We start from the raw sequence: 20,164 nt of genomic DNA, 5'->3' as shown, positions 1-20,164 counted from the left end.
TGGAGTCAGGCACAGCAACACCTGTACATTTACTTGATGCTATACAGCTCTTTGGCTGCCTCGTTGAAGTGAGTGACCACCTGCGGCATATCCTCTATCGTTTGCCCGTGTTGCCACAGGATGTGCTGTACGAAAATCGTATCGGTACATAGTCGGCTGACGATCAGCGTGCACAGGTCTGGTTCATCAGCCAGCGCTTCAACCAGCACATTCAGCTCACCAGGGGCAAACGTAACAATATAGCAGGCATAATTTTGCAGTAGCATACTAAAGCAGTGAGCACCGTACGCACTCATGGGCGACATCGCTGCCTGCCGCAATACAGCAAAAAAAGCACCTTTATCCTTTTGATATTGCGCTAGCAAATCGTTCACATCGTTCAGCCATGGCAGCATATACGATACCTCTGATGTGTGCGGAAGCTGTAATGCAATTGTGCCTCCCTCCAGATGACTCAACAGCTCCAATGTCAGCGTCTTGAATGGTTTCATCGTAGTCGGTGAAGCATCCAGACGCTCCGCATACTGCTCGTAATGCTGCTGAATCTCGTCGTGATACCGAGTCATATAATCACGTACAGAAATGCCTGTAGCGGTATGCACGAGCTGCTGTTCTTGATAGGAGAATGCCTGCAACGTATCCCAGTTTACAGGATGTGCGTACAAATACTGATGCAGCAGCCAGCCACGCAGCTGCTCTCGCTGTCCAGCCTCCAATAAAGTCACGCGATTCAGCCCGGATAACTGGAAAAAGCAATAGCCCTTCATCCAATCATTCATTCGGTTATAGGCATGGATCGGATAGATCGATAGCGTCGTATTGATCGTAAGCAATAAATAATGCAGGATCAGCTCCTCGTACAGATTAAGCTGCGGAAAGGACTGCGCTAACAGCGGAGCATGCACCGGATCACTCAAATAGCCCGGGTCTTCAGGCAATAGCTCCAATGCCCATTGCGCAAACGACGCTTCATCCTCATTCGTGATAAATAGCTCGGTGCTGTCATCGCCGCATCGATAATATTGAAATGGAATATCGAGTATACGGGGCTCTTCATCCCTATACTTTATGCCGATATAGGAATTATACAGAGATTGAATATTCATGATATCCTCCTGTGAATAGGGGTATACAGTTAATTGTAAGGGTTCGTGATCGCAATGATGCTTTACACAGGCTGGATGGGCTTCATAAGCCAATGACAGCTCGCCAGCCCAGTCTTTCAGTTGTACATCCTGTATATTACCGCAAATCCAATCGGACATGTACCGTTCAGCTAAGGTACAAACGATGGTAATGGGGCACTTTTATGCTGTATAATATATGTCAAAAAATATATAATAGATATAGTTGCAAGCATGATACGCTCATCGTCGACATGTCATATCCATAAAATAATGGCTACAAATCCCTGTAATCCGTATTCTCTTGTCGGTTTTTGATCCAGTTAGCCCTTTTCGAGCAAACTTTTCATTTTTTACCAACTCCAAATAGTATATAATTGGAGGATAAGAGTCGATAACATTTTTAACAGACTGCAATTAAGTTATAATAAAGGTAATGATTGAACGCCCTGTGGGGTAATGGAAAATAGTCAGTATCGTGATGTTCCTGAGTGGAGCCTTGCTTCGTGTAGTACCTGAGCAGGAGCGACTGCTCTTTTTTGCAAATATACGAGATAAGGAAGGTTTTTATGAGCAGCCTACAGAAAAAAACAGACGTTATCTTAATTGGTGCTGGTGTCATGAGTGCGACACTGGGATCATTGCTGAAAGAGTTAGCACCAGAATGGGAAATTAAAGTGTTTGAGAAACTCGCAAGCCCTGGAGAAGAAAGCTCTAACGAATGGAACAACGCCGGTACAGGTCATGCGGCGCTGTGCGAACTGAACTATACGTCTGAGAAGCCGGATGGCACGATCGACATCAGCAAAGCGGTGCAGATCAATGAGCAATTTCAGCTATCCCGTCAATTCTGGGCGCATCTCATCCAGACCGGGGTGCTTCACAACCCGCAGCAATTTATTAAGCCGATTCCGCATATGAGCCTGGTGCTGGGTGAAAGCAACGTTTCTTTTTTGAAAAAGAGATTTAAAGCGCTTACCCAAAACCCGCTGTTTCAAGGAATGGAATATGCGGATGAGCCAGCCAAGCTAAAAGAGTGGATTCCACTCATTATGAATGGACGCACCTCCAGTGAGCCGATTGCCGCGACCAAGATCGATTCCGGTACGGATGTGAACTTCGGTGCGCTGACTCGGATGATGTTTGATTACTTGAAGGATCAGGGCGTCGAGGTGCATTACAAGCATAGCATCAAGGATATTAAGCGCACACCGGATGGCTCGTGGAACGTGAAGGTGCACAATCTGGATAATGGACGTGTCGAGAATCATGTCGCACGCTTTGTATTTATCGGTGCGGGTGGTGGCAGTCTGCCGCTGCTGCAAAAGACCGGTATTCCAGAATCCCGTCAAATCGGTGGCTTCCCGGTAAGTGGTGTATTTATGGTCTGTAAAAACCCGGATGTGGTTGAGCAGCATCATGCCAAAGTATATGGCAAGGCCAAAGTGGGCGCGCCGCCGATGTCTGTACCGCATCTGGATACCCGTTATATCGATAACAAAAAAGCACTGCTATTCGGGCCTTTTGCAGGCTTCTCGCCAAAGTTCCTGAAAACAGGCTCCAACATGGACTTGATCGGCTCAGTAAAGCCGAACAATCTGATGACGATGCTGGCAGCCGGTATGAAGGAAATGGCGCTCACCCGTTATCTCGTACAGCAGGTCATGCTGACCAGCGAGCAACGGATGGAAGAGCTGCGTGAGTTCATCCCAACCGCGAAGAGCGAAGATTGGGAGCTGGTCGTTGCGGGTCAGCGTGTACAGGTTATCAAGGATACGCCAACTGGCAAAGGCACACTGCAATTCGGTACCGAGGTCGTAAGTGCAGCTGACGGTTCGGTTGCCGCATTGCTCGGCGCTTCGCCAGGCGCATCAACCGCAGTACACGTTATGCTGGAGGTGCTTCGCCGCTGCTTCCCGCAGGAGCTGCCAAAGTGGGAGCCGAAGATCAAGGAGATCATTCCATCCTACGGTTTGTCGCTGTCTGAGCATCCCGATCTGTTCCGCCAGATTTTCAGCTCGACCTCGGAAGTGCTGGGACTGAATAGTGAGGATCACGTGACGAACGGTGTAGAAACGTCACCGGATGTAGTGACACGCAGCATCTGAGTCTGAATTGCGCTTTGGTTATGAAATAGGATATTCATGCTGCAAGTTGGTGAGAAGAATTACGGCTCGCTTGAGCTTGCAGCAGGAGCAAGCGGATAATCAGATCAAGATCACAGCCGGTACGAATCTCTCGTCTGTCGTATAGATTACTAGGCTACAGATTAGAAGGATATCGATCAGTGAGGAGCAGGACCTGGGTCAAGGGCTTGCTCCTTTTACATGTGTATAGAGCCAATAGAGAGCATAGAACGTACAGAGCGGTATGTGTATGAATACATATGGAGTCGTACCATCTACAAATCCCTTGCTTAAAAACACGAAATGTTGCAATCCTCTCCTATTGCACGTTTACACCGTCTGCTATAGTGATCACAGTAATTATGCAAGCGCTTTACAATAAGTGGAAATGACGTCAAATGTCGTTGGTTAGAACGAAAGGGGATACACATATGGGAAGCAAGAAACAGGCATCGCTGCTGTTTTTAATCGTAGCGATCGTGCTGGGAACATGGCCAATCGGAATGCATTCCTCCGCTGCGGCAGATGGCAGCATATCGCTTCATAATGCAGGCTTTGAGAGCGACTTTTGGAGCGATCAATCCTGGAAGGTCGAGTCATCCGATTGGAGTCAGACCGATATTAGTCGGTATGCGTATGCGGACGATTCGTTTATTACTGCTGCGGAAGGAAGCCATGCCTTTAAATATTGGATCAAGGACAGCGCAGCTTCCAAGCAGCAGATTACCGTCAGTCAGTCGGTCTATTCGCTGCCAGCAGGTAGCTATGAGCTGACCTTGCAGGCGATGGGCGGTGCGGGTAGTGAAGCTGCACAGGTGCAGGTATTCGCAGATACCTCACAGGGAACCGAGACGGCAACAACAGGCTACAACAACTGGGGCACACTCAAGCTACAGTTTGTGTTGAAGGAGCCAGCGACGAATTTTACGATTGGTGCGCATGTTCGTGGCAATGCCAAAGCATGGGGCTATCTGGACGATGTGCAGCTCAAGCAGCTGAGCAGTGATACATCGCAGCCTGTAGCCGCTGATATTTTTGTGAAAAAGATCGATGGTCTCAGCCCTGATTTTATTAAAGGGGTCGATGTATCGAGTATCCTCTCGCTGGAGCAGAGCGGCGTAAAATTTTACGATGAGCAGGGCAATGTACAGGATATCTTCACTACACTGCATGAGGCAGGTGTGAACTATGTGCGTGTGCGGATATGGAATGATCCGTATACTGCCGCAGGTAAAGGCTACGGTGGCGGCGATAACGATCTTGCTAAGGCGATTGCCATCGGTAAGCGTGCTACCGCCAATGGCATGAAGCTGCTGATCGATTTCCATTATTCGGATTTCTGGGCAGACCCGGCGAAGCAGCATACACCGAAGGCATGGGCGAACCTCAGCTTCGCGGATAAGGAGCAGGCAGTATACGATTTTACCAAAACCAGTCTGCAACAGATCGTCGATGCAGGTGTGAATGTTGGCATGGTACAGGTCGGCAATGAGACGAACCAGTATTTTATCGGTGAAAAGGATTGGACGAATATTAGCAAGCTGTTCAACAAGGGCAGTCAGGCGATTCGTGCAGTTGATCCGAAGATTCTGGTGGCGCTGCATTTTACGAATCCAGAATCGGCAGGACGCTATGCCTTCTATGCGAAGTCACTCGCGGACAATGGCGTCGATTATGATGTGTTTGCTACGTCATACTATCCATTCTGGCACGGTACGCTGGGTAATCTGACAGCTGTCCTCAAGCAGGTCGCCGATACGTATGGCAAAAAGGTAATGGTCGCGGAGACCTCGTATACGTACACCGCAGCAGATGGAGATGGACATGAGAATACAGCTCCACGCAGCACAGGGCAGACGCTCGATTATCCGATCAGCGTGCAGGGTCAGGCGACCTCGGTGCGCAATGTCATGCAGGCCGTAGCGGATGTGGGCTCGGCAGGGTTGGGTGTATTTTACTGGGAGCCTGCCTGGTTGCCTGTTGGCCCGGCAAGTGAACTGGAAAATAACAAGAAGCTATGGGAGCAATATGGCTCGGGCTGGGCAGCCAGCTATGCGGGCGAATATGACCCGGATGATGCGGGTAAATGGTACGGCGGTAGTGCGGTAGATAATCAGGCGCTGTTTGATTTTACCGGGCATCCGTTGCCATCACTTAATGTATTCAAATATGTAAATACAGGCGCGACTGCTCCACTCCAGATTGATGCGATTCAGCCTGTATCGCTAACCGTCAATGCAGGTGAGGCGATTAACCTGCCGGAGACAGCGACTGCGACCTATAACGATGGCAGCACAGGCACCGTATCGGTCGTCTGGAATCAGCAGGAGCTAGAACAGGCGATTGCGAAGGGTGCGGGTAGCTATACGATCGACGGTACAGCAGAGGGTGGTTATCCTGTGCAGGCGAATCTGTCGATCCGCAAGCCGAACCTGCTGCTCAACGGTAGCTTTGAGCAAAATGATCGTACGATGTGGAACATCACCTATGGCGAGGGCACGACACCGCATACGGATTACCAGAACAAAGCATCCGATGCAAAAACAGGGCAGTATTCGCTTCATTTCTACGATGCGAATCGAGTTGATTTCCGTGTAGAGCAGGATGTATATGGACTCAAGCCGGGCTATTATGATCTGTCGATGAATATTCAAGGTGGCAGTGCGACGAACTCGGACATGAAGCTGTATGCGATCACTGGCGGCAAAACGCTGGAGCAGCCGACCAATGTGAACGGCTGGGTACAGTGGAGTCAGCCGGTTATCCATGATGTGTATGTCGCAGACGGTGCATTGACGATTGGTGCACAGGTACGTGCTGATGGAGGAGCATGGGGAACGCTGGATGACTTCTATCTGACCTTTGTACGGGATGCAGATAGCACGCCTTCTCCTGAGCCGACACCAGCACCAGAGCCAACAACGCCTACTCCTACGCCAACTCCAACACCAGGTGGTAATGGAAATAATGGGGGCAGTTCCGGGAATAACTCATCCAGCTCCTCCAGCGGAGGCGGTGGTCGAGGTACAAGCAATTCAGGCCAAACGGTCAGCGTTGCCGCAGGTATGCAAAATGGCAGTCTGACCTCCGCCTACACGATCCAGCGCAGTTTAAGTGGAGATGGAGTCACACGCGATCAGATCAGCTATAGTGCAGCTGAAGCGAATACAGCGCTCGCTGCCATGCAAGCCGCAGGTAGCAAAAATATTCGTCTGATCGTACCGACAAGCAGTACGCCAGCCGCATCGTTAGGCTTCACCCTGCCAACCGATACAGCGCGTGCATTATCTGGCGCATCCGCAGGTCTGGAGCTGAATACCGCAGCGATCGGCTTGCTGCTGCCACCGTCTACACTGGCGACATTGAACGAAACAAGCCAGTTTACAATCACGCCAGCAACGGATACGGCGGCTGCGAATGCAGCTGTACGTGCGAGCAGCGATCCGATGGTACAGCAGGCAGCAGGGATGGCGCAGATTCGAATGGTTGGTAAGCCCGTCGAAATTACAACCAATGTACAGGGCAAGCCAGTACAGCTTTCTTTGCCTGTATCATCACAGCAGTTACCTACCGATGCTTCGGAGCGCGATCTATTCCTCAAGCAACTGGTCGTATACGTAGAGCATAGCGATGGAAGCAAGGAGCTGATTCGTCCAGAGCTGGTGAAGGGCGCAGATCAGTCGATGGCTGTTCAATTTAATGTGAATAAATTCAGTACGTTTACCTTGCTTCGATTGGAGCCAATGACCGGAGCTCCGCTGGCTGGCGACTCGGCTCAGCCGATGAAAGGGTACATGCAGGGCTATCAGGATCATACCTTCCAGCCCAATCGTACCGTGACACGTGCGGAACTGGCGACCATGTTAAGCCGTCTTGCTCAAACCAAGCAAAATGCTGCCACAATAGAGACAAATGCACAGTCAGCCGAATCGCCAACATCACTATCGGTTGCGGCGATGCGTCTGTACAATGATGTGGATGCAGATCACTGGGCATCTTCTGCGATTGCCGCTGTCACCGTAGCTGATTGGATGAAGGGCGATAACCAGCATCACTTTGCCCCGAATCGTCCGATCACACGCGCCGAGATGGCAACGGTACTGTCTCGCTGGATGAAGCTACACGAAGCGACTGCACGCGCGTCCTTTAGCGATACTGCAACCCACTGGGCAGCCGCAGACATCGCACGCGTACAGCAAGCAGGCTACATGCAAGGCTACCCGAACGGTACCTTCGAGCCGAATCGTACACTGACTCGCGCCGAAGCTGTAACGCTGTTCAATCGAGTGCTGGGTATGAATAAGGCTACTGTCTCCGGTACAGGTACGTCATGGTCAGATGTGCCTTCCACGTACTGGGCAGCACATGATATTGAGCTAGCTACAGCAGGACAATGAAATGAGTATAAGCGAAGGTTGAGAAGTGCATAGCGTATAGGTGGATGCCTACGTCTACAGGTACAGTGAAACATCAACAGCTCTGCAAGCTTTCATAGGAGTAAGAGCGAAGAGTAAAAGTAGCACTAGAATGATGTAGCAAGAGTATAGTAAAAGTATAGAACGACTATAGTAAAACCATAGCAAGCAATATCGATCATGAGTAAGAACTAGCAATCGGAAATGGTATCATATTGAGCAAGCAGCAAGCAATCGATAACCCGAAATAGGAGTTACGGCGTGTAGGCTAGAGAAGCAGGACGAGAAATTCTGCCATGAGTTAATGAGATGACGTATGGTTAGATATGGAGAATGTATAGAACGCAAATAGCGTAGCAGCGAGACAGTGGTCTCCTTGCTACGCTATTGTTCATTTTATGCCACGTAACTTGTATGAAGATTAGACTAGCCCGCTACATCCTCTATCGTTACTCACGATCGCTGCGATACTTCGCATCCATCAACGCATCATGCTCCGCAATCACACGCATATACTCATCCTCATCCGCAGCAAATACCTTCCGCTCTTCCTCCGACAGCTCTGCCCCCTGAATCAACGAGGATAGATCCTCAATTTCATACGTACGATGATCGCTGGGGCTTGGCATGTAATGGATAATCTCCGACATCTGATGTCGGCTATCCAGTGCATACGTCAAAATGTGAAATTCGTTCACCGCCATATACACATCCTCCGGCACCGCACCAAAATCCTGCCCCAGCCCAAAATCAAAAGCTCCCTGCGTCAGTTCCTCATCAAATACAAATTCCGGTTCGCGAGCCTCATCGGGGAACAATATATGCTGATTCAGCCGTGCCAGATCGTTCAGGTACGTACGCTGTGAGGAGGCCTGCATGATCGGATTCGGTAAACGACTTTGCGCCGATCCAGCAGGCAGAAAATAAGCAGCATCCTTAATCACGAACATCATCCGATCCTGCTCATGAATGAACTGTAAATAATCCCAGGTTAGCCCGGCACGGGCTTTTTTATAGCGAAATCCAAGCGATTGGCAGCGTTCAACCACCTTGTGCTCGATAAAATTACTTTTCGTCCAGGCAAAGCCTGAGCTGATCGCCATCAGGCTACGATACTTTTTGCGAATTTCGATATAATCGCGATATCCATCCACAATGGCATCCACGATCATGCGTGCATAATGCGGCTTCAGCTTGTACGAGTCCAATCCCTGCTCCATAGCAATCACTCCGATCATCAGAATGCAAAAAGTCTACCCTTTCAGTTTACCGATAATCTAGCGTCAGGAGAATGCTTTTATCTGAAAATCATCAACTTCCTTTTCAGCCATGCCATCCGCTAGACATAATGAAAAAAGGGAGCTTGGCTATAAAATTCCCGAAAATGACTTTAAAACGCATTCTTGAAACAGTAAGATAATGTAAAAATTAAAACATGATGACGAACAAAGTACACTGTAGCATCGAACACACATCGAATACGCTACGAAAGATTAAGGTTAAAGAACAGTTGAGTTAAAGAAGAGATAGGTTAAAGCTCAAAATGTAAGCGTTATCTTTTGTGTAAGAAGTGCTGAATGACTCGTAACCATATCCTACTAATCACACTGGAGGGATTTGTGTATGACTACCCGTTCGCTAACGTCTTCAACCTTGCTTCGCCAGACTGCTATGCTCGTCCTGCTGCTAGCGCTCACGATGACTGGGGGCTGGCTCGTACCATCACATGCCGATGCCGCAGCTATCAGTGTCACAGAAAGTGGTTCCTCAATCATCGTGAATACAGGGGCTGGCTTAGTCTACACGGTCAATAAAAATAACGGCGATATCATTTCCAGTAAAATGAACGGTACAGAGCTAAGTAGCTCGGGCGGTAAAGGCTCCCATATCGCTTCAGGTCTAGGCTCGGGTACGCAGGTCACATGGAATACCTCTCCATCTGGCTCCACAGTGCTGATCACTGCCAAAACGAGTACCCTTACCCATTACTACGCTTCACGTAGTGGCGAAAATATTATTTATATGGCGACGTACATAACAGCTGAGCCGTCGGTAGGCGAGCTACGCTATATTTTCCGTGGTAACAGTAATGTATTAACGGGAGTACCCGCAGGCTCCGATCTGCGAGGCAATAACGGTGCGATTGAAAGCTCCGATGTATTCGGCTTTTCCAATGGACAGACCGCTTCCAAATACTATGGCAATGATCAGGCGCGCGAGCTAGGCATTCGCGGGGTGACGGGTAATGGTGTAGGTGTATTTATGGCGTATGGAAATCGGGAAAAAAGCTCAGGTGGCCCGTTCTTCCGCGATATTCAATTCCAGAGCGGCGGGGATACAGAGGTGTACAATTATATGAACTCCGGTCACGAACAGACCGAAGCCTTCCGTATGGGCTTGCATGGCCCCTACGCACTGATCTTTACAACAGGTGGAACGCCAGCGGCACCGGATTTTAGCTGGATGGCTGGGCTGAATCTGACAGGCTGGGTATCCAGTCGGGGAGCAGTTGTATTAAATGGTCTATCCGGTATGGATAGCAGCTATGGCTACACGATTGGCTTTGCGAATAGTAACGCACAATACTGGGCAGCTGCTTCGAGCAGTGGCGCGGCGGTCAGCCGTGATATGATCCCTGGCACGTATACGATGACCGTGTATAAAGGAGAGCTGGCTGTGCATACCGAAAGTGTGAATGTGACAGCAGGCAATACGACTACACTGAACACACGCACGATCACAGGCGATCCAGCCACCAAAGCGGCAATCTGGCGCATCGGTAACTGGGATGGCACACCACGAGAGTTTCTGAATGGACAGACGATTCCGCTTCGCCACCCATCCGATAGCCGCAATGCAAGCTGGGGGCCAGTCACCTATGCAACAGGCAGTGCAACGAATCGATTCCCAGCGATTCAATTCCGTAATCAAAATTCGCCAACGACGATTACGTTCAATCTGGATGCCGCGCAGGCTGGCTCGCCGCATGTGCTGAATATTGGCATTACCGCTGCATACAATAATGGACGACCAAGCGTGACGGTGAATGGCGCGACCTTAACGAATCCGGGGGCTTCGACGCAGCCAAGCTCACGTAGCTTCACCATTGGTACGTATCGTGGTAATAACCATACCTTCTCATGGACAGTACCTGCTTCGGCGCTGCGTAGTGGAGCGAATACGATCACCATTACGCCGATTAGCGGATCGAGTGATCTCGGAACATGGCTCAGTGCAGGCTGGGTGTACGATGCAGTGGAGCTGCTGAACTAGAGGAAACTTGAGTTAGGATACCTTATTCGATGCTAGTTACTTGGAAAGTTTACATTCAAATCAATATTTGATATACGATCCAGAAGAGCTAAAACGTATTTTATCTGAATGTTGTAACAGGAGGTAACCATGCCGATTTTAAGGGACAAGCACTCTCCAGAAACTTATATTGATTTTTCGGTTATCAAGCATGATCCAAGAGCTGGAGAAGGAGGGTATTACACCTATCAATACGTCCATAATGCTAAACTGATCGCAGAAGTACAATTCGGTTGGACGAATATGGTTATGGAAAGCTTTATTCCTATGTTAAAAGAATTTACTCAACCAAAGTGGAATGGTTATTTTAGCCACTTTGAAGAAAACATAGAGATAAAATGGTTGTATGAATACAAAACAGATCAGTACCTGCTCATTTTAATGGATTCCGGCTATTTGTTTACCCTCAAAACGTCCAAGGAAGCCATACAGGTATTTGGTCAGCAACTTGAGCAAGAGTTAAAGTTAGCACTACCCCATTAATCTACATGTCTGTATTAGCTAGACAGTAACAATATATGACCTACAAAAACAATCCAAAAAGGTTCACGGTTGCTTCACTCGGCAACTGTGAACCTTTTTGGATATCAAATAATGAAGCGTACAATCCCACAATGAAAATGAGCTAATCGTCATGTAGCTACCTGTTTGCGATTGCTGTAGAAGTTACAACGATTGGAACTACAGGTCATAATCAATGCTATCCTGCAACTATGAATCGACCGATGAATAGCTGTCTTGTTGTATGCTCACATCTGCCGAATCACATCATCCGCATTGGTGGAGAAGGCAAGCTCCTTCTGTACTTCGAGTGCCTCCAGACGATCGGTTAACGCTTTGCGGATATAGTCATACGCATCGCTACCGAGTGGCAAACGCAGAGGCATCTGATCCTCATCGACCTGTTGGATGATCGTCTGTGCCATTTTCTGCGGATCGCCTACGACCATACGGTTAAAGGTATCGTTGTCGAAACCCGGTAGCTCGCCTTTCATCAGGCTGACAAATTGACCTGCTTCCAGATCACGATACAGCTCGGTACGCTCGCCGAAGACCGCATTGCTTGTAATAAAGTTGGTACGGATACCGCCGGGTTCGACCATCATCGTGCGAATATTAAACGGAGCCACTTCCAGCGCCAGCGCCTCTATCGCAGCTTCGATTGCCCATTTGGAAGCGCAGTACAATCCCATTCCAGGTGTGGAATAGTGACCTGCCATACTTGAAATCTGAACGATCTGTCCGCCGCCCTGCTGTCTTAGAAAAGGCAACGCTGCTCGAGCAACGCGCAGTGAACCGAGTACATTCGTCTGAAATAGATGCTCGATCTGCTCATCCGCGGCTTCCTCTACAGCTCCGTACAATCCATATGCAGCATTGTTAACGACCACATCAATCGTGCCCATTTCGGCAAAAGCACGCTCGACTACGTCCTTCACCTGCTCAGGCTGGGTCAAGTCCATATGCGCAATCCATAGCTGATCGCCGTATTGCTGCTTCCAGTGATCCAATGCGCCTGGCTTTCGAATCGTAGCTGCTACACGATCGCCACGCTGTAATAGCTGCTCAATCATTGGAGTAGCCAAACCGCCCGTTGCACCTGTAATAAACCATGTTTTTGTCATCGCTTGCCTCCTGTAATGCTGTATTTTCTACAGCATAAGCGCTGATGGAGAGGCTAGCCACACTACGGTTATACTGGTAATGGCACTAACAGGCAGAAGGGTAGACTCATTGAACAGATCAGACAGGCTAGACTGACCAGACCAACTGGATAGAGATAGGCTGCACACTTGCTACTCTTTTCAAATTACTGGTTATTGCCGCTATTCGACTCGAATATGCAAATTCTAAGCAGGCAAACATCAGCATTTTATAGCTCCAAACTTTAAAGCCGGGCAAGTCGATCTTGCTCTAGCAGTAGCGTCAGCTTGCTAGCGGTAGTCGCAGATGGTACGAAAAAGCACCAGTGCAGACCGGGATCGCTATCGATGGCAGAGGCAGAATGGATCTCAAATTCCATTTCTTGTCCGTCTGCCAGCACATAGGTAGCGGTAGATACACGTTTCTGGCGAATTTCAAATTGATCCCACAGCTCGGCAAATACGCTACTTTCCCGATACAAGCGATTAAAACGTTCTACATATAACGGATTATCTCGATGACGTTCAAAGCCAGCACGCATAATGCCTACACTGTAACGAGCGAAGTCGTCCCAGTTCAGTAGCTTTTTTCGGTAATCCTCGTTTAAAAAAACGACGTTCAGCATATACCGATCCTGCTCGTCCATCTGTGCAAAGTCGGCGATCACCAGCTCCGCAGCACGATTCCATGTGATCACATCAGACGCTTCGTTCGTAATAAAGGACGGATAATGCAGCTGCTGCACCAGACTTTGTAAAAAATCAGGATTGCGCTGGGGCGGCAAGCTTGCCGTCAGTGGGTCTGTATCGTGAATCGCGATCAGACTGCGCATATACTCGCGTTCATCCTCATCCAGACGCAGTGCGTTGCTGATGCTGTCCAGCACCTCGGGAGAAGGATTCGTTTCTTTGCCCTGCTCCAGCCAGGTGTAATACGTTACACTCACATTGGCGAGATAGGCAACCTCTTCGCGGCGCAAGCCCGGTGTACGGCGTCTGCCGGGTAGCGGCTGAATGCCTGCATGAGCAGGCTGAATCCGTTCGCGCCGGGAACGGATAAATTCACCAAGTGCAGAGGAGGAGCGCTGCAATTTCATAGGGGCACGTCCTTTCAGGGAACAGAATGATGGAGCGAGATAGATCGATAAATAACGATAGACGCACAGTTGCGTTGGAGTAGACTGGTATAGGTATAGGTATAGGTATAGGTATAGGTATAGGTATAGGTATAGGTATAGGTATAGGTATAGGTGCAGGTACAGGTACAGGTGCATCTGTGCAACAGCTGTATAGTGTAATAACTGTATAGTAAAGTGGTGGAATGATTCATATTGACTGAGGGTAACATACGTATCATGCTTTATTTTACAGAAGGCATTATAGAAGGCACTACACGATACGATCTCTGCTACGTATTATATCGCTTTTGATCAAAGCACAGCAAAATAATTCCTATTTTGCGTATACAAATCAGGGGGATGAGAATGATATGATAGGGGTAAGCACAGGCGGTCTGGTCACGTATCGGTATAGCCCAGACTACCACCAGCCTGTATGCCTGATTCATTCTCGTTCAGACTGAAATGAAGTACCGAATTATCATCCTAATGCATTTGAAGCTCAGGAGGTCATCATTCATGTCAGATAAGATGATTATCAAAACAGACGGTCAGGAACTCACACTGGAACGCATTTTCGATGCGTCAACCGAGCTCGTATTCAAAGCATTTTCTGAAGCAGCGCATCTTCGTGAATGGTGGGGACCGCATGGCTGGGAGCTTACCGTGTGCAATATCGATTTTCGCCCGGGCGGAGAGTGGCATTACTGTATGACGTGCATGGATAAGAATCAGGGTGACTTTTACGGACAGGAATCATGGGGCAAGGCGGTATATGATCTGATCGAAAAGCCAAGCCAGATCGTATACACGGACTATTTCTCTGATGCGAGCGGTAGTGTGTCGGAGGAGATGCCGAGCAGCCGTATTCAAACGGTGTTCCACAATCACGAGGGCGGTAAAACGAGACTGATCAGCCGCGCTTATTTTGATTCCGAGGAATCGCTCAAGCAGGTGATGGAGATGGGCATGGCTGAGGGCATTACGCAGACATGGGATCGACTGGAGGCGCATTTGGCGCGGGTGAAGAAGTAAGCGTCTGTACTGCGTACCCATTGGTGCAGAAAAAGAAAAACGTCATAGCGAATTTAGAACAGCAGATTCGTTGGCATAGCGGCGAGTCTGCTGTTTTTACATGCGTCTATGCAACGAGCAAGATCAATACATAATACGTAGGAGGAACAGACCAATATGCAAAAACTACTACTCATGCTTGTTACACTAGGTCTAATCGTAACGCTAGTATGCAGTCATTCCAATAGGACAGAGGCTGCATCAACAGCGATGTTTCGACCGATTCTGATCAATGTGAACGGGAAGTTTATCCAGACAGGCACGACACCAGAAGAAGTGGATCATCGCGTGCTTATTCCGATTCGCTCCTTATCGACGCTGGGACTTACGTATGTATGGGATGGTGCTACCCAAACGGTAACGATCTCGAATGCGTCTCAAAGCAAAGTGAAGGTGACACTGAACAGCACGATCGCCTATAAGGATGACAAGCCGATCACGTTAGATGTTCCGGCTCAGATGAAGCAGGAGCGTGTCTATCTGCCGATTCGTTTTGTGACGGAAGCCTTCGATTCTAATGTGCAGTTTGAAACTATTCGTAAAATCGTATTTGTAACGAGCAAGAGCTTCTCCGGTTCGACCGAGCTGGCAAGCAAGGATCTACAAAAAGCAAGACAAGCGGCGATTTCCTTGCCGATTCAAGCGAGCTTTAAGCTTCTTCATGTGAAGGAAACTGATTTTATGGTAGAAAGTTATATGTTTTTAGCAGGTAAAACAGATGAGTACATATATGAGGATGGCTATACTTCTACGATTGTACATATTCAAAATGGTAAGGCGATTGCAATCGGACAATTTACGAACAAAGGTGGAACGGGTAGCTTCGATCAGGTTGCAGGTGATCTAAAGGATACGCTCTCGCCAGCCTTCCAGCATTTTGTTATAGAAAATCCTATCGTTTACTTTAACGTAAACTATAATACAACGGCTCTGGATGCGGGATATTCTAGCGATGATGATAAAACATTTCGTATCTCCGGCGAATTTTCGGGCGCTTATGAAAATATAATTATTGCATTGCCTGATGGGAAATAACGATTAGCGTCCATGTTAATATTCAAGCTTGTTTGATCAAACCATTGTGCATAGGGCGCACGATGATACAGAGAAAAGCCACTCATCCGTAGACGAGTGGCTTTTCTTTGATTATCTAAAATCATTGTGGATGGAATGCTTACTTGTAGGTATAGCTTTTATCCTTGCTCTCCAGCTGCTCGCCATGAGTCGCAATGACCTGCTTATACCACTCAAATGAATCCTTCTTATACCGCTTCATCGAGCCATTCCCCTCGTTATCACGATCTACATAGATCATACCGTAGCGCTTCTTCATCTCACCTGTTGTGAAGGACACGATATCGATAATGCCCCACGGCGTATAGCCGATCAGATCGACGCCGTCATAATTCACCGCTTGCTCCAGTGCTTCGATGTGAGATTTGAGATATTCGATGCGTGCGGGATCGTGGATGGAGCCGTCCGCTTCCATCTGGTCAATCGCGCCAAAGCCATTTTCCACGATAAACAATGGAATCTGATAGCGATCATAGAAACGGTTGAGTGTATAACGCAGTCCAACCGGATCGATTGCCCAGCCCCAGTCACTCGATTGGATATACGGATTCTCTACGCTATTTGGCAGCCCGCCGTTTACAACATCCCCTGTATTATCGTTATGGACATCGCTTTTTACCGTCGTCGACATATAGTAGCTAAAGCCGAGATAATCAACCGTACCGTTACGCAAAATCTCCTCGTCGCCCGGCTCGAACACGATGTTATAGCCCTCACGCTCGAATTCCTTCAATACATAGCTCGGATAGTAGCCGCGCACATGCACATCCGGGAAGAAATAGCGCTCGCGCATCGCTTCCTCTGCCAGCATCACATCGTTCGGATTACAGGAATACGGATAGATCGGTACATGGGATACCATCGCGCCAATCTGGAAGTCTGGATTGATCGCTTTCCCTTTAGCAACGGCGAGTGCGCTTGCTAGCAGCTCGTGGTGTCCTGCCTGATACATGACCTCGCGTGCATTTTCGCCTTCTTTGACCATGACACCGGAGTTCGTCCAGAGGAAGATCGGGTTATGAGCGTCCATTTTATTGTTGATTTCGTTAAAGGTCATCCAGTATTTCACTTTATTCCGATAACGGGTAAAGCAAACCTCAGCAAATTTCACAAAGTGCTCGATCACCTTACGGCTCCGGAAGCCGCCATATTCACGTGCCAGATGCAGTGGCATTTCAAAGTGGGAGAGGGTGATCACTGGCTCGATGCCGTGCTTGAGTAGCTCGTCAAATACATCGTCATAAAATTGCAGTCCCGCTTCGTTCGGCTCTTCCTCATCGCCCTGTGGGAAAATGCGGCTCCAGCCGATGGAGGTACGCAGGCATTTCAGTCCCATTTCGGCAAATAGAGCGATGTCTTCCTTGTAGTGATGATAGAAGTTGATCGCTTCGTGGTTGGGATAGAAGGTGTCGGGTTCGATCTCGTCGGTAATCTGACGTGGCACGCCGTGGGCGCCAGCGGTCATAACGTCTACAACGCTCGGGCCTTTGCCACCAGCGTTCCAGCCGCCTTCGAATTGATGGGCAGCGAGTGCGCCGCCCCACAGAAAGTTTACAGGTAGTTTGCTCATGATGAATTCCTCCGTATGATCCAATATAGGTATAGTGTGTCTCTTTACTTTTGTGCTTTTAAGAGGTACCGCTCAGGTAAGGAATAAGGGGACGGACTCGGGTGGAGCCGTGGGAATCTTTTGGAATGGGGAAGGAATGAAGATTCCCGCCCCTCCAAAGTCGTCCTTTCCCCTTATTTCCCTACCTTCGCTCCGTGCTATATGTGACAACAGAATGATGAACGTGTTGCGAATACGTCTGCGTTCCTCACTCTTTGGGGGAGGGCAGCAGTTAAGGTCAAGTGCTTGTGTAAGAAGTCAGCATAAGTTTTTCGAGATAGACTACTAATGGGTAGTGAGTGGTCTGGTTGATATGGCTTGTTCAATGCTCAACGAAGTTCATTATCACAGCCGTTAAGCGTTTGGAAATTAATTCGTTACTTGCTTGGTAATCAGTAGTTATTAACGAATCACAGTCATGATATCAGCGTTAGTGGTTGCATTTTCCAGGTTGCCGACTACGATCTGCTTGTAATCGAAGCTATTAGTTACGAGTACAGGGGTGATCGTTGGCATACCGTTGCTCTGGATAAGTGCTTTATCGAATTGGAGCAGCAGGTCGCCCTTGTTGATCGTGTCGCCTTCTTTTACGTTCAGCTGGAATGGTGCGCCTTTGAGCTTGACGGTGTCGAGTCCGATGTGCACGAACAGCTCGACGCCGGTGTCGGAGCGGAGTCCGATGGCGTGGCCGGTTGGTGCAATGGTGGCTACGGTGCCGTCAAATGGGGCATACAGCTTGTTGTCGGATGGCTCGATGGCGATTCCCTGTCCCATGGCGCCAGAGCTGAATGCTTCGTCTGGGACTTCGGTTAATGGGACGATTTTGCCGACGAGTGGAGCGCTGATGCTTTCTTCATCGGGTAGACTGTCTCCATGTACGTGACGGTGCGCGGTATCGGCATTTGCGGTTGCGCTAATGGCGCTCATCGCTTCGTTGGCACTTGCCATTGGTGCAGCTGCTGTGCCTGTTACAGATTGTCCTTGCTCGTTGGCGAGACTTACATCGCCAGCGGATGGTTTTGCTTTAGCTTCGTCTACGCCGTAGCCGAACAGCTGGATCAGGATCACAGGCAGCACGATCGCGATTGCGGAGCCGATCAGAATGCCCCATACTGACGTCGGATAGTCGGCGTTGATGCTGTTCACGATAGTCAGTGGGCCCGGCAGACCCGCATACGCAAAGTAATACGGGTTAAAGAAGCTCGCTACAATCGCGCCGATTGCACCGGAGATACAGCCGAAGATCATTGGCTTTTTGAAGCGCAGGGTTACGCCGTAGATCGCTGGCTCGGTAATACCGAATAATCCAGTAACACCCGCCGAAATACCGATTTTACGCGTTTCCTGATTTCTCGTTTTCAAAATAACACCCAGTACCGCACCAATCTGTGCGACGACGGCGATCGTCTGGTACGCCTGAAAGGAGTCGCGTCCATATTGCTCAAAGTTCGCCAGCACCATCGGTGTGACACCCCAGTGTACGCCGAAGATGACGATAACCTGCCAGAAGCCGCCGATGATTGCACCAGCTAATGCAGGCGCATTTTCAGCAAGGAAGTTGTATCCGTTTGCAATGCCGTTTGCACCAAGTGTCGTTACCGGGCCGATCAGGACGATCGTCAGGGGCACCATCACGAGCAGACAGAGCAACGGTACGAACAGCGGACGAATCACTTCATGAATGCGCTTGTTCAGGAAGCGCTCCAGATACGACAGAATCCAGACGAGAAACAGTGGAGGCAATACAGAAGAGGTATATGTAGTCTCTGTCAGCGCGATGCCGAGAAAGTTAACGGTTCCTCCGTCTGCAATCTGTGCCGCCATCTCTGCCCACGTTGGGCTGACCAATGCCGCACAGCAGGCGACGGCGATATACGTATTCGTTTTAAAATGCTTGGATGCCGTAATGGCGATGAAGATCGGCAGGAACGTAAACGGTGACCATGAGATAAAGCTAATCACCTGATAGGTGCCAGATTGCTCGAAGCTTGGGAATAGCAGGTTCGCAATGATGAGCAGACCCTGCATAATACCGGCTGCTGCAAGTATATACACAAACGGCGCGAATACCGCCGACATAGTTGCAATGATGCGGTTCAAAACTGTACCTTTCGGCTGTGGCTCATCATCACTGGCATCCAGCTGAACTAGCTTGGCAAATTCGTCGTATACTTCGCCAACATGCTGTCCAATGACAACCTGGAATTGCCCACCATTTTCAACAACGGTAATGACACCAGGCATGGCGGAAATGGTTTCTTTTGCCTGCGCACTATTTTGCTTTAGTACAAGCCGTAGCCGGGTTGCACAGCGCGTCGCGCCAGCGATATTTTGCTCGCCGCCGACCGCTTCCAATATGTCATGTGCCAGTTTTGGATAATCTCTAACTTTTCCCGACAATGGAACCACTCCTTCATGTATGAACAATAAGATAGGTTGCTGCAATGCAATTGCTTCTTGTTATGACCTTCATCGTGCTCGTATAAAAAAAGCGTTATCAATATGGTACACTCACATTATAATTATAACGGTATAATTTATCAATAACCAAATTATTTAATTTTGAACACACAATTTGAAAGTGAGGTTTTAAATGAAATATGGTACAATCGCGATAAAGTATCCTTAAAGAAACGTTTAAGGAATTTGATTATGCCTATAAATGAATC

The 20,164-nt window shown here is 48.7% G+C and carries 12 protein-coding genes; 6 read left to right on the top strand and 6 right to left on the bottom strand.

Translation table 11 applies throughout. From position 1 onward, the window contains the following. Positions 1–29: 29 nt before the first annotated feature. Positions 30–1,106 carry a hypothetical protein gene (locus IEX62_RS13345; RefSeq protein ID WP_188776002.1) on the bottom strand — a complete coding sequence of 359 codons (1,077 nt, stop codon included), beginning with the start codon at positions 1,104–1,106 and terminating at the stop codon, positions 30–32. 587 nt (positions 1,107–1,693) lie between these two features. Between IEX62_RS13345 and IEX62_RS13340 the strand changes: the two genes are divergently transcribed. Both IEX62_RS13340 and IEX62_RS13335 read left to right on the top strand, forming a co-directional pair. After that, the gene (locus tag IEX62_RS13340) at positions 1,694–3,232 is read left to right on the top strand and encodes a malate:quinone oxidoreductase (protein WP_188776001.1); all 1,539 of its coding nucleotides are present in this window, start codon (positions 1,694–1,696) and stop codon (positions 3,230–3,232) included. A 449-nt stretch (positions 3,233–3,681) separates the two neighbouring features. Further along, positions 3,682–7,647, top strand: coding sequence for a glycosyl hydrolase 53 family protein (locus IEX62_RS13335; protein WP_188776000.1), 3,966 nt, complete (start codon positions 3,682–3,684; stop codon positions 7,645–7,647). Between the two features lie 467 nt (positions 7,648–8,114). Here IEX62_RS13335 and IEX62_RS13330 read toward each other — a convergent pair whose 3' ends face one another. Then, entirely contained in the window at positions 8,115–8,885 is a 771-nt protein-coding gene (locus IEX62_RS13330) for a spr1630 family ClpXP-sensitive toxin (protein WP_188775999.1), read from the bottom strand. A gap of 403 nt (positions 8,886–9,288) precedes the next feature. Here IEX62_RS13330 and IEX62_RS13325 point away from each other — a divergent pair, with 403 nt between their 5' ends. Continuing rightward, positions 9,289–10,938, top strand: a complete 1,650-nt coding sequence (locus IEX62_RS13325) for a rhamnogalacturonan lyase B N-terminal domain-containing protein (protein ID WP_229685760.1) — start codon at positions 9,289–9,291, stop codon at positions 10,936–10,938. 129 nt (positions 10,939–11,067) lie between these two features. Next, positions 11,068–11,460 carry a hypothetical protein gene (locus tag IEX62_RS13320; RefSeq protein WP_188775998.1) on the top strand — a complete coding sequence of 131 codons (393 nt, stop codon included), beginning with the start codon at positions 11,068–11,070 and terminating at the stop codon, positions 11,458–11,460. Between the two features lie 266 nt (positions 11,461–11,726). Here the strand turns inward: IEX62_RS13320 and IEX62_RS13315 are convergent, their stop codons facing one another. After that, the gene (locus IEX62_RS13315) at positions 11,727–12,602 is read right to left on the bottom strand and encodes an SDR family oxidoreductase (protein ID WP_188775997.1); all 876 of its coding nucleotides are present in this window, start codon (positions 12,600–12,602) and stop codon (positions 11,727–11,729) included. 263 nt (positions 12,603–12,865) lie between these two features. After that, positions 12,866–13,717 (bottom strand): helix-turn-helix transcriptional regulator, encoded by an 852-nt coding sequence (locus IEX62_RS13310; protein WP_188775996.1) that lies wholly within the window; start codon positions 13,715–13,717, stop codon positions 12,866–12,868. A 540-nt stretch (positions 13,718–14,257) separates the two neighbouring features. Between IEX62_RS13310 and IEX62_RS13305 the strand changes: the two genes are divergently transcribed. Further along, entirely contained in the window at positions 14,258–14,773 is a 516-nt protein-coding gene (locus tag IEX62_RS13305; RefSeq protein WP_188775995.1) for an SRPBCC domain-containing protein, read from the top strand. Positions 14,774–14,929: 156 nt separating this feature from the next. Beyond that, positions 14,930–15,847 carry a copper amine oxidase N-terminal domain-containing protein gene (locus tag IEX62_RS13300; protein ID WP_188775994.1) on the top strand — a complete coding sequence of 306 codons (918 nt, stop codon included), beginning with the start codon at positions 14,930–14,932 and terminating at the stop codon, positions 15,845–15,847. A 139-nt stretch (positions 15,848–15,986) separates the two neighbouring features. Here IEX62_RS13300 and bglA read toward each other — a convergent pair whose 3' ends face one another. Beyond that, a complete protein-coding gene (gene bglA, locus IEX62_RS13295; protein WP_188775993.1) occupies positions 15,987–17,456 on the bottom strand; it encodes a 6-phospho-beta-glucosidase BglA in 1,470 nt (489 codons plus the stop codon). Between the two features lie 441 nt (positions 17,457–17,897). Continuing rightward, positions 17,898–19,895, bottom strand: a complete 1,998-nt coding sequence (locus IEX62_RS13290) for a beta-glucoside-specific PTS transporter subunit IIABC (RefSeq protein ID WP_188775992.1) — start codon at positions 19,893–19,895, stop codon at positions 17,898–17,900. Positions 19,896–20,164: the final 269 nt, after the last annotated feature.

The sequence above is a fragment of the Paenibacillus hunanensis genome (genome assembly GCF_014645615.1).
Lineage (GTDB): Bacteria > Bacillota > Bacilli > Paenibacillales > Paenibacillaceae > Saccharibacillus > Saccharibacillus hunanensis.
Note: the sequence above shows the minus strand (reverse complement) of the source record. Positions and strands in the feature narration are given on the sequence as shown.

What these genes read in the sequence shown, in the direction of transcription:
- IEX62_RS13330 (WP_188775999.1), bottom strand. Translation starts at nt 8,885, where the DNA reads ATGGAGCAGGGATTGGACTCGTACAAGCTGAAGCCGCATTATGCACGC.
- IEX62_RS13325 (WP_229685760.1), top strand. Translation starts at nt 9,289, where the DNA reads ATGACTACCCGTTCGCTAACGTCTTCAACCTTGCTTCGCCAGACTGCT.
- IEX62_RS13305 (WP_188775995.1), top strand. Translation starts at nt 14,258, where the DNA reads ATGTCAGATAAGATGATTATCAAAACAGACGGTCAGGAACTCACACTG.
- IEX62_RS13315 (WP_188775997.1), bottom strand. Translation starts at nt 12,602, where the DNA reads ATGACAAAAACATGGTTTATTACAGGTGCAACGGGCGGTTTGGCTACT.
- IEX62_RS13310 (WP_188775996.1), bottom strand. Translation starts at nt 13,717, where the DNA reads ATGAAATTGCAGCGCTCCTCCTCTGCACTTGGTGAATTTATCCGTTCC.
- IEX62_RS13300 (WP_188775994.1), top strand. Translation starts at nt 14,930, where the DNA reads ATGCAAAAACTACTACTCATGCTTGTTACACTAGGTCTAATCGTAACG.
- IEX62_RS13345 (WP_188776002.1), bottom strand. Translation starts at nt 1,106, where the DNA reads ATGAATATTCAATCTCTGTATAATTCCTATATCGGCATAAAGTATAGG.
- IEX62_RS13340 (WP_188776001.1), top strand. Translation starts at nt 1,694, where the DNA reads ATGAGCAGCCTACAGAAAAAAACAGACGTTATCTTAATTGGTGCTGGT.
- IEX62_RS13335 (WP_188776000.1), top strand. Translation starts at nt 3,682, where the DNA reads ATGGGAAGCAAGAAACAGGCATCGCTGCTGTTTTTAATCGTAGCGATC.
- bglA (WP_188775993.1), bottom strand. Translation starts at nt 17,456, where the DNA reads ATGAGCAAACTACCTGTAAACTTTCTGTGGGGCGGCGCACTCGCTGCC.
- IEX62_RS13320 (WP_188775998.1), top strand. Translation starts at nt 11,068, where the DNA reads ATGCCGATTTTAAGGGACAAGCACTCTCCAGAAACTTATATTGATTTT.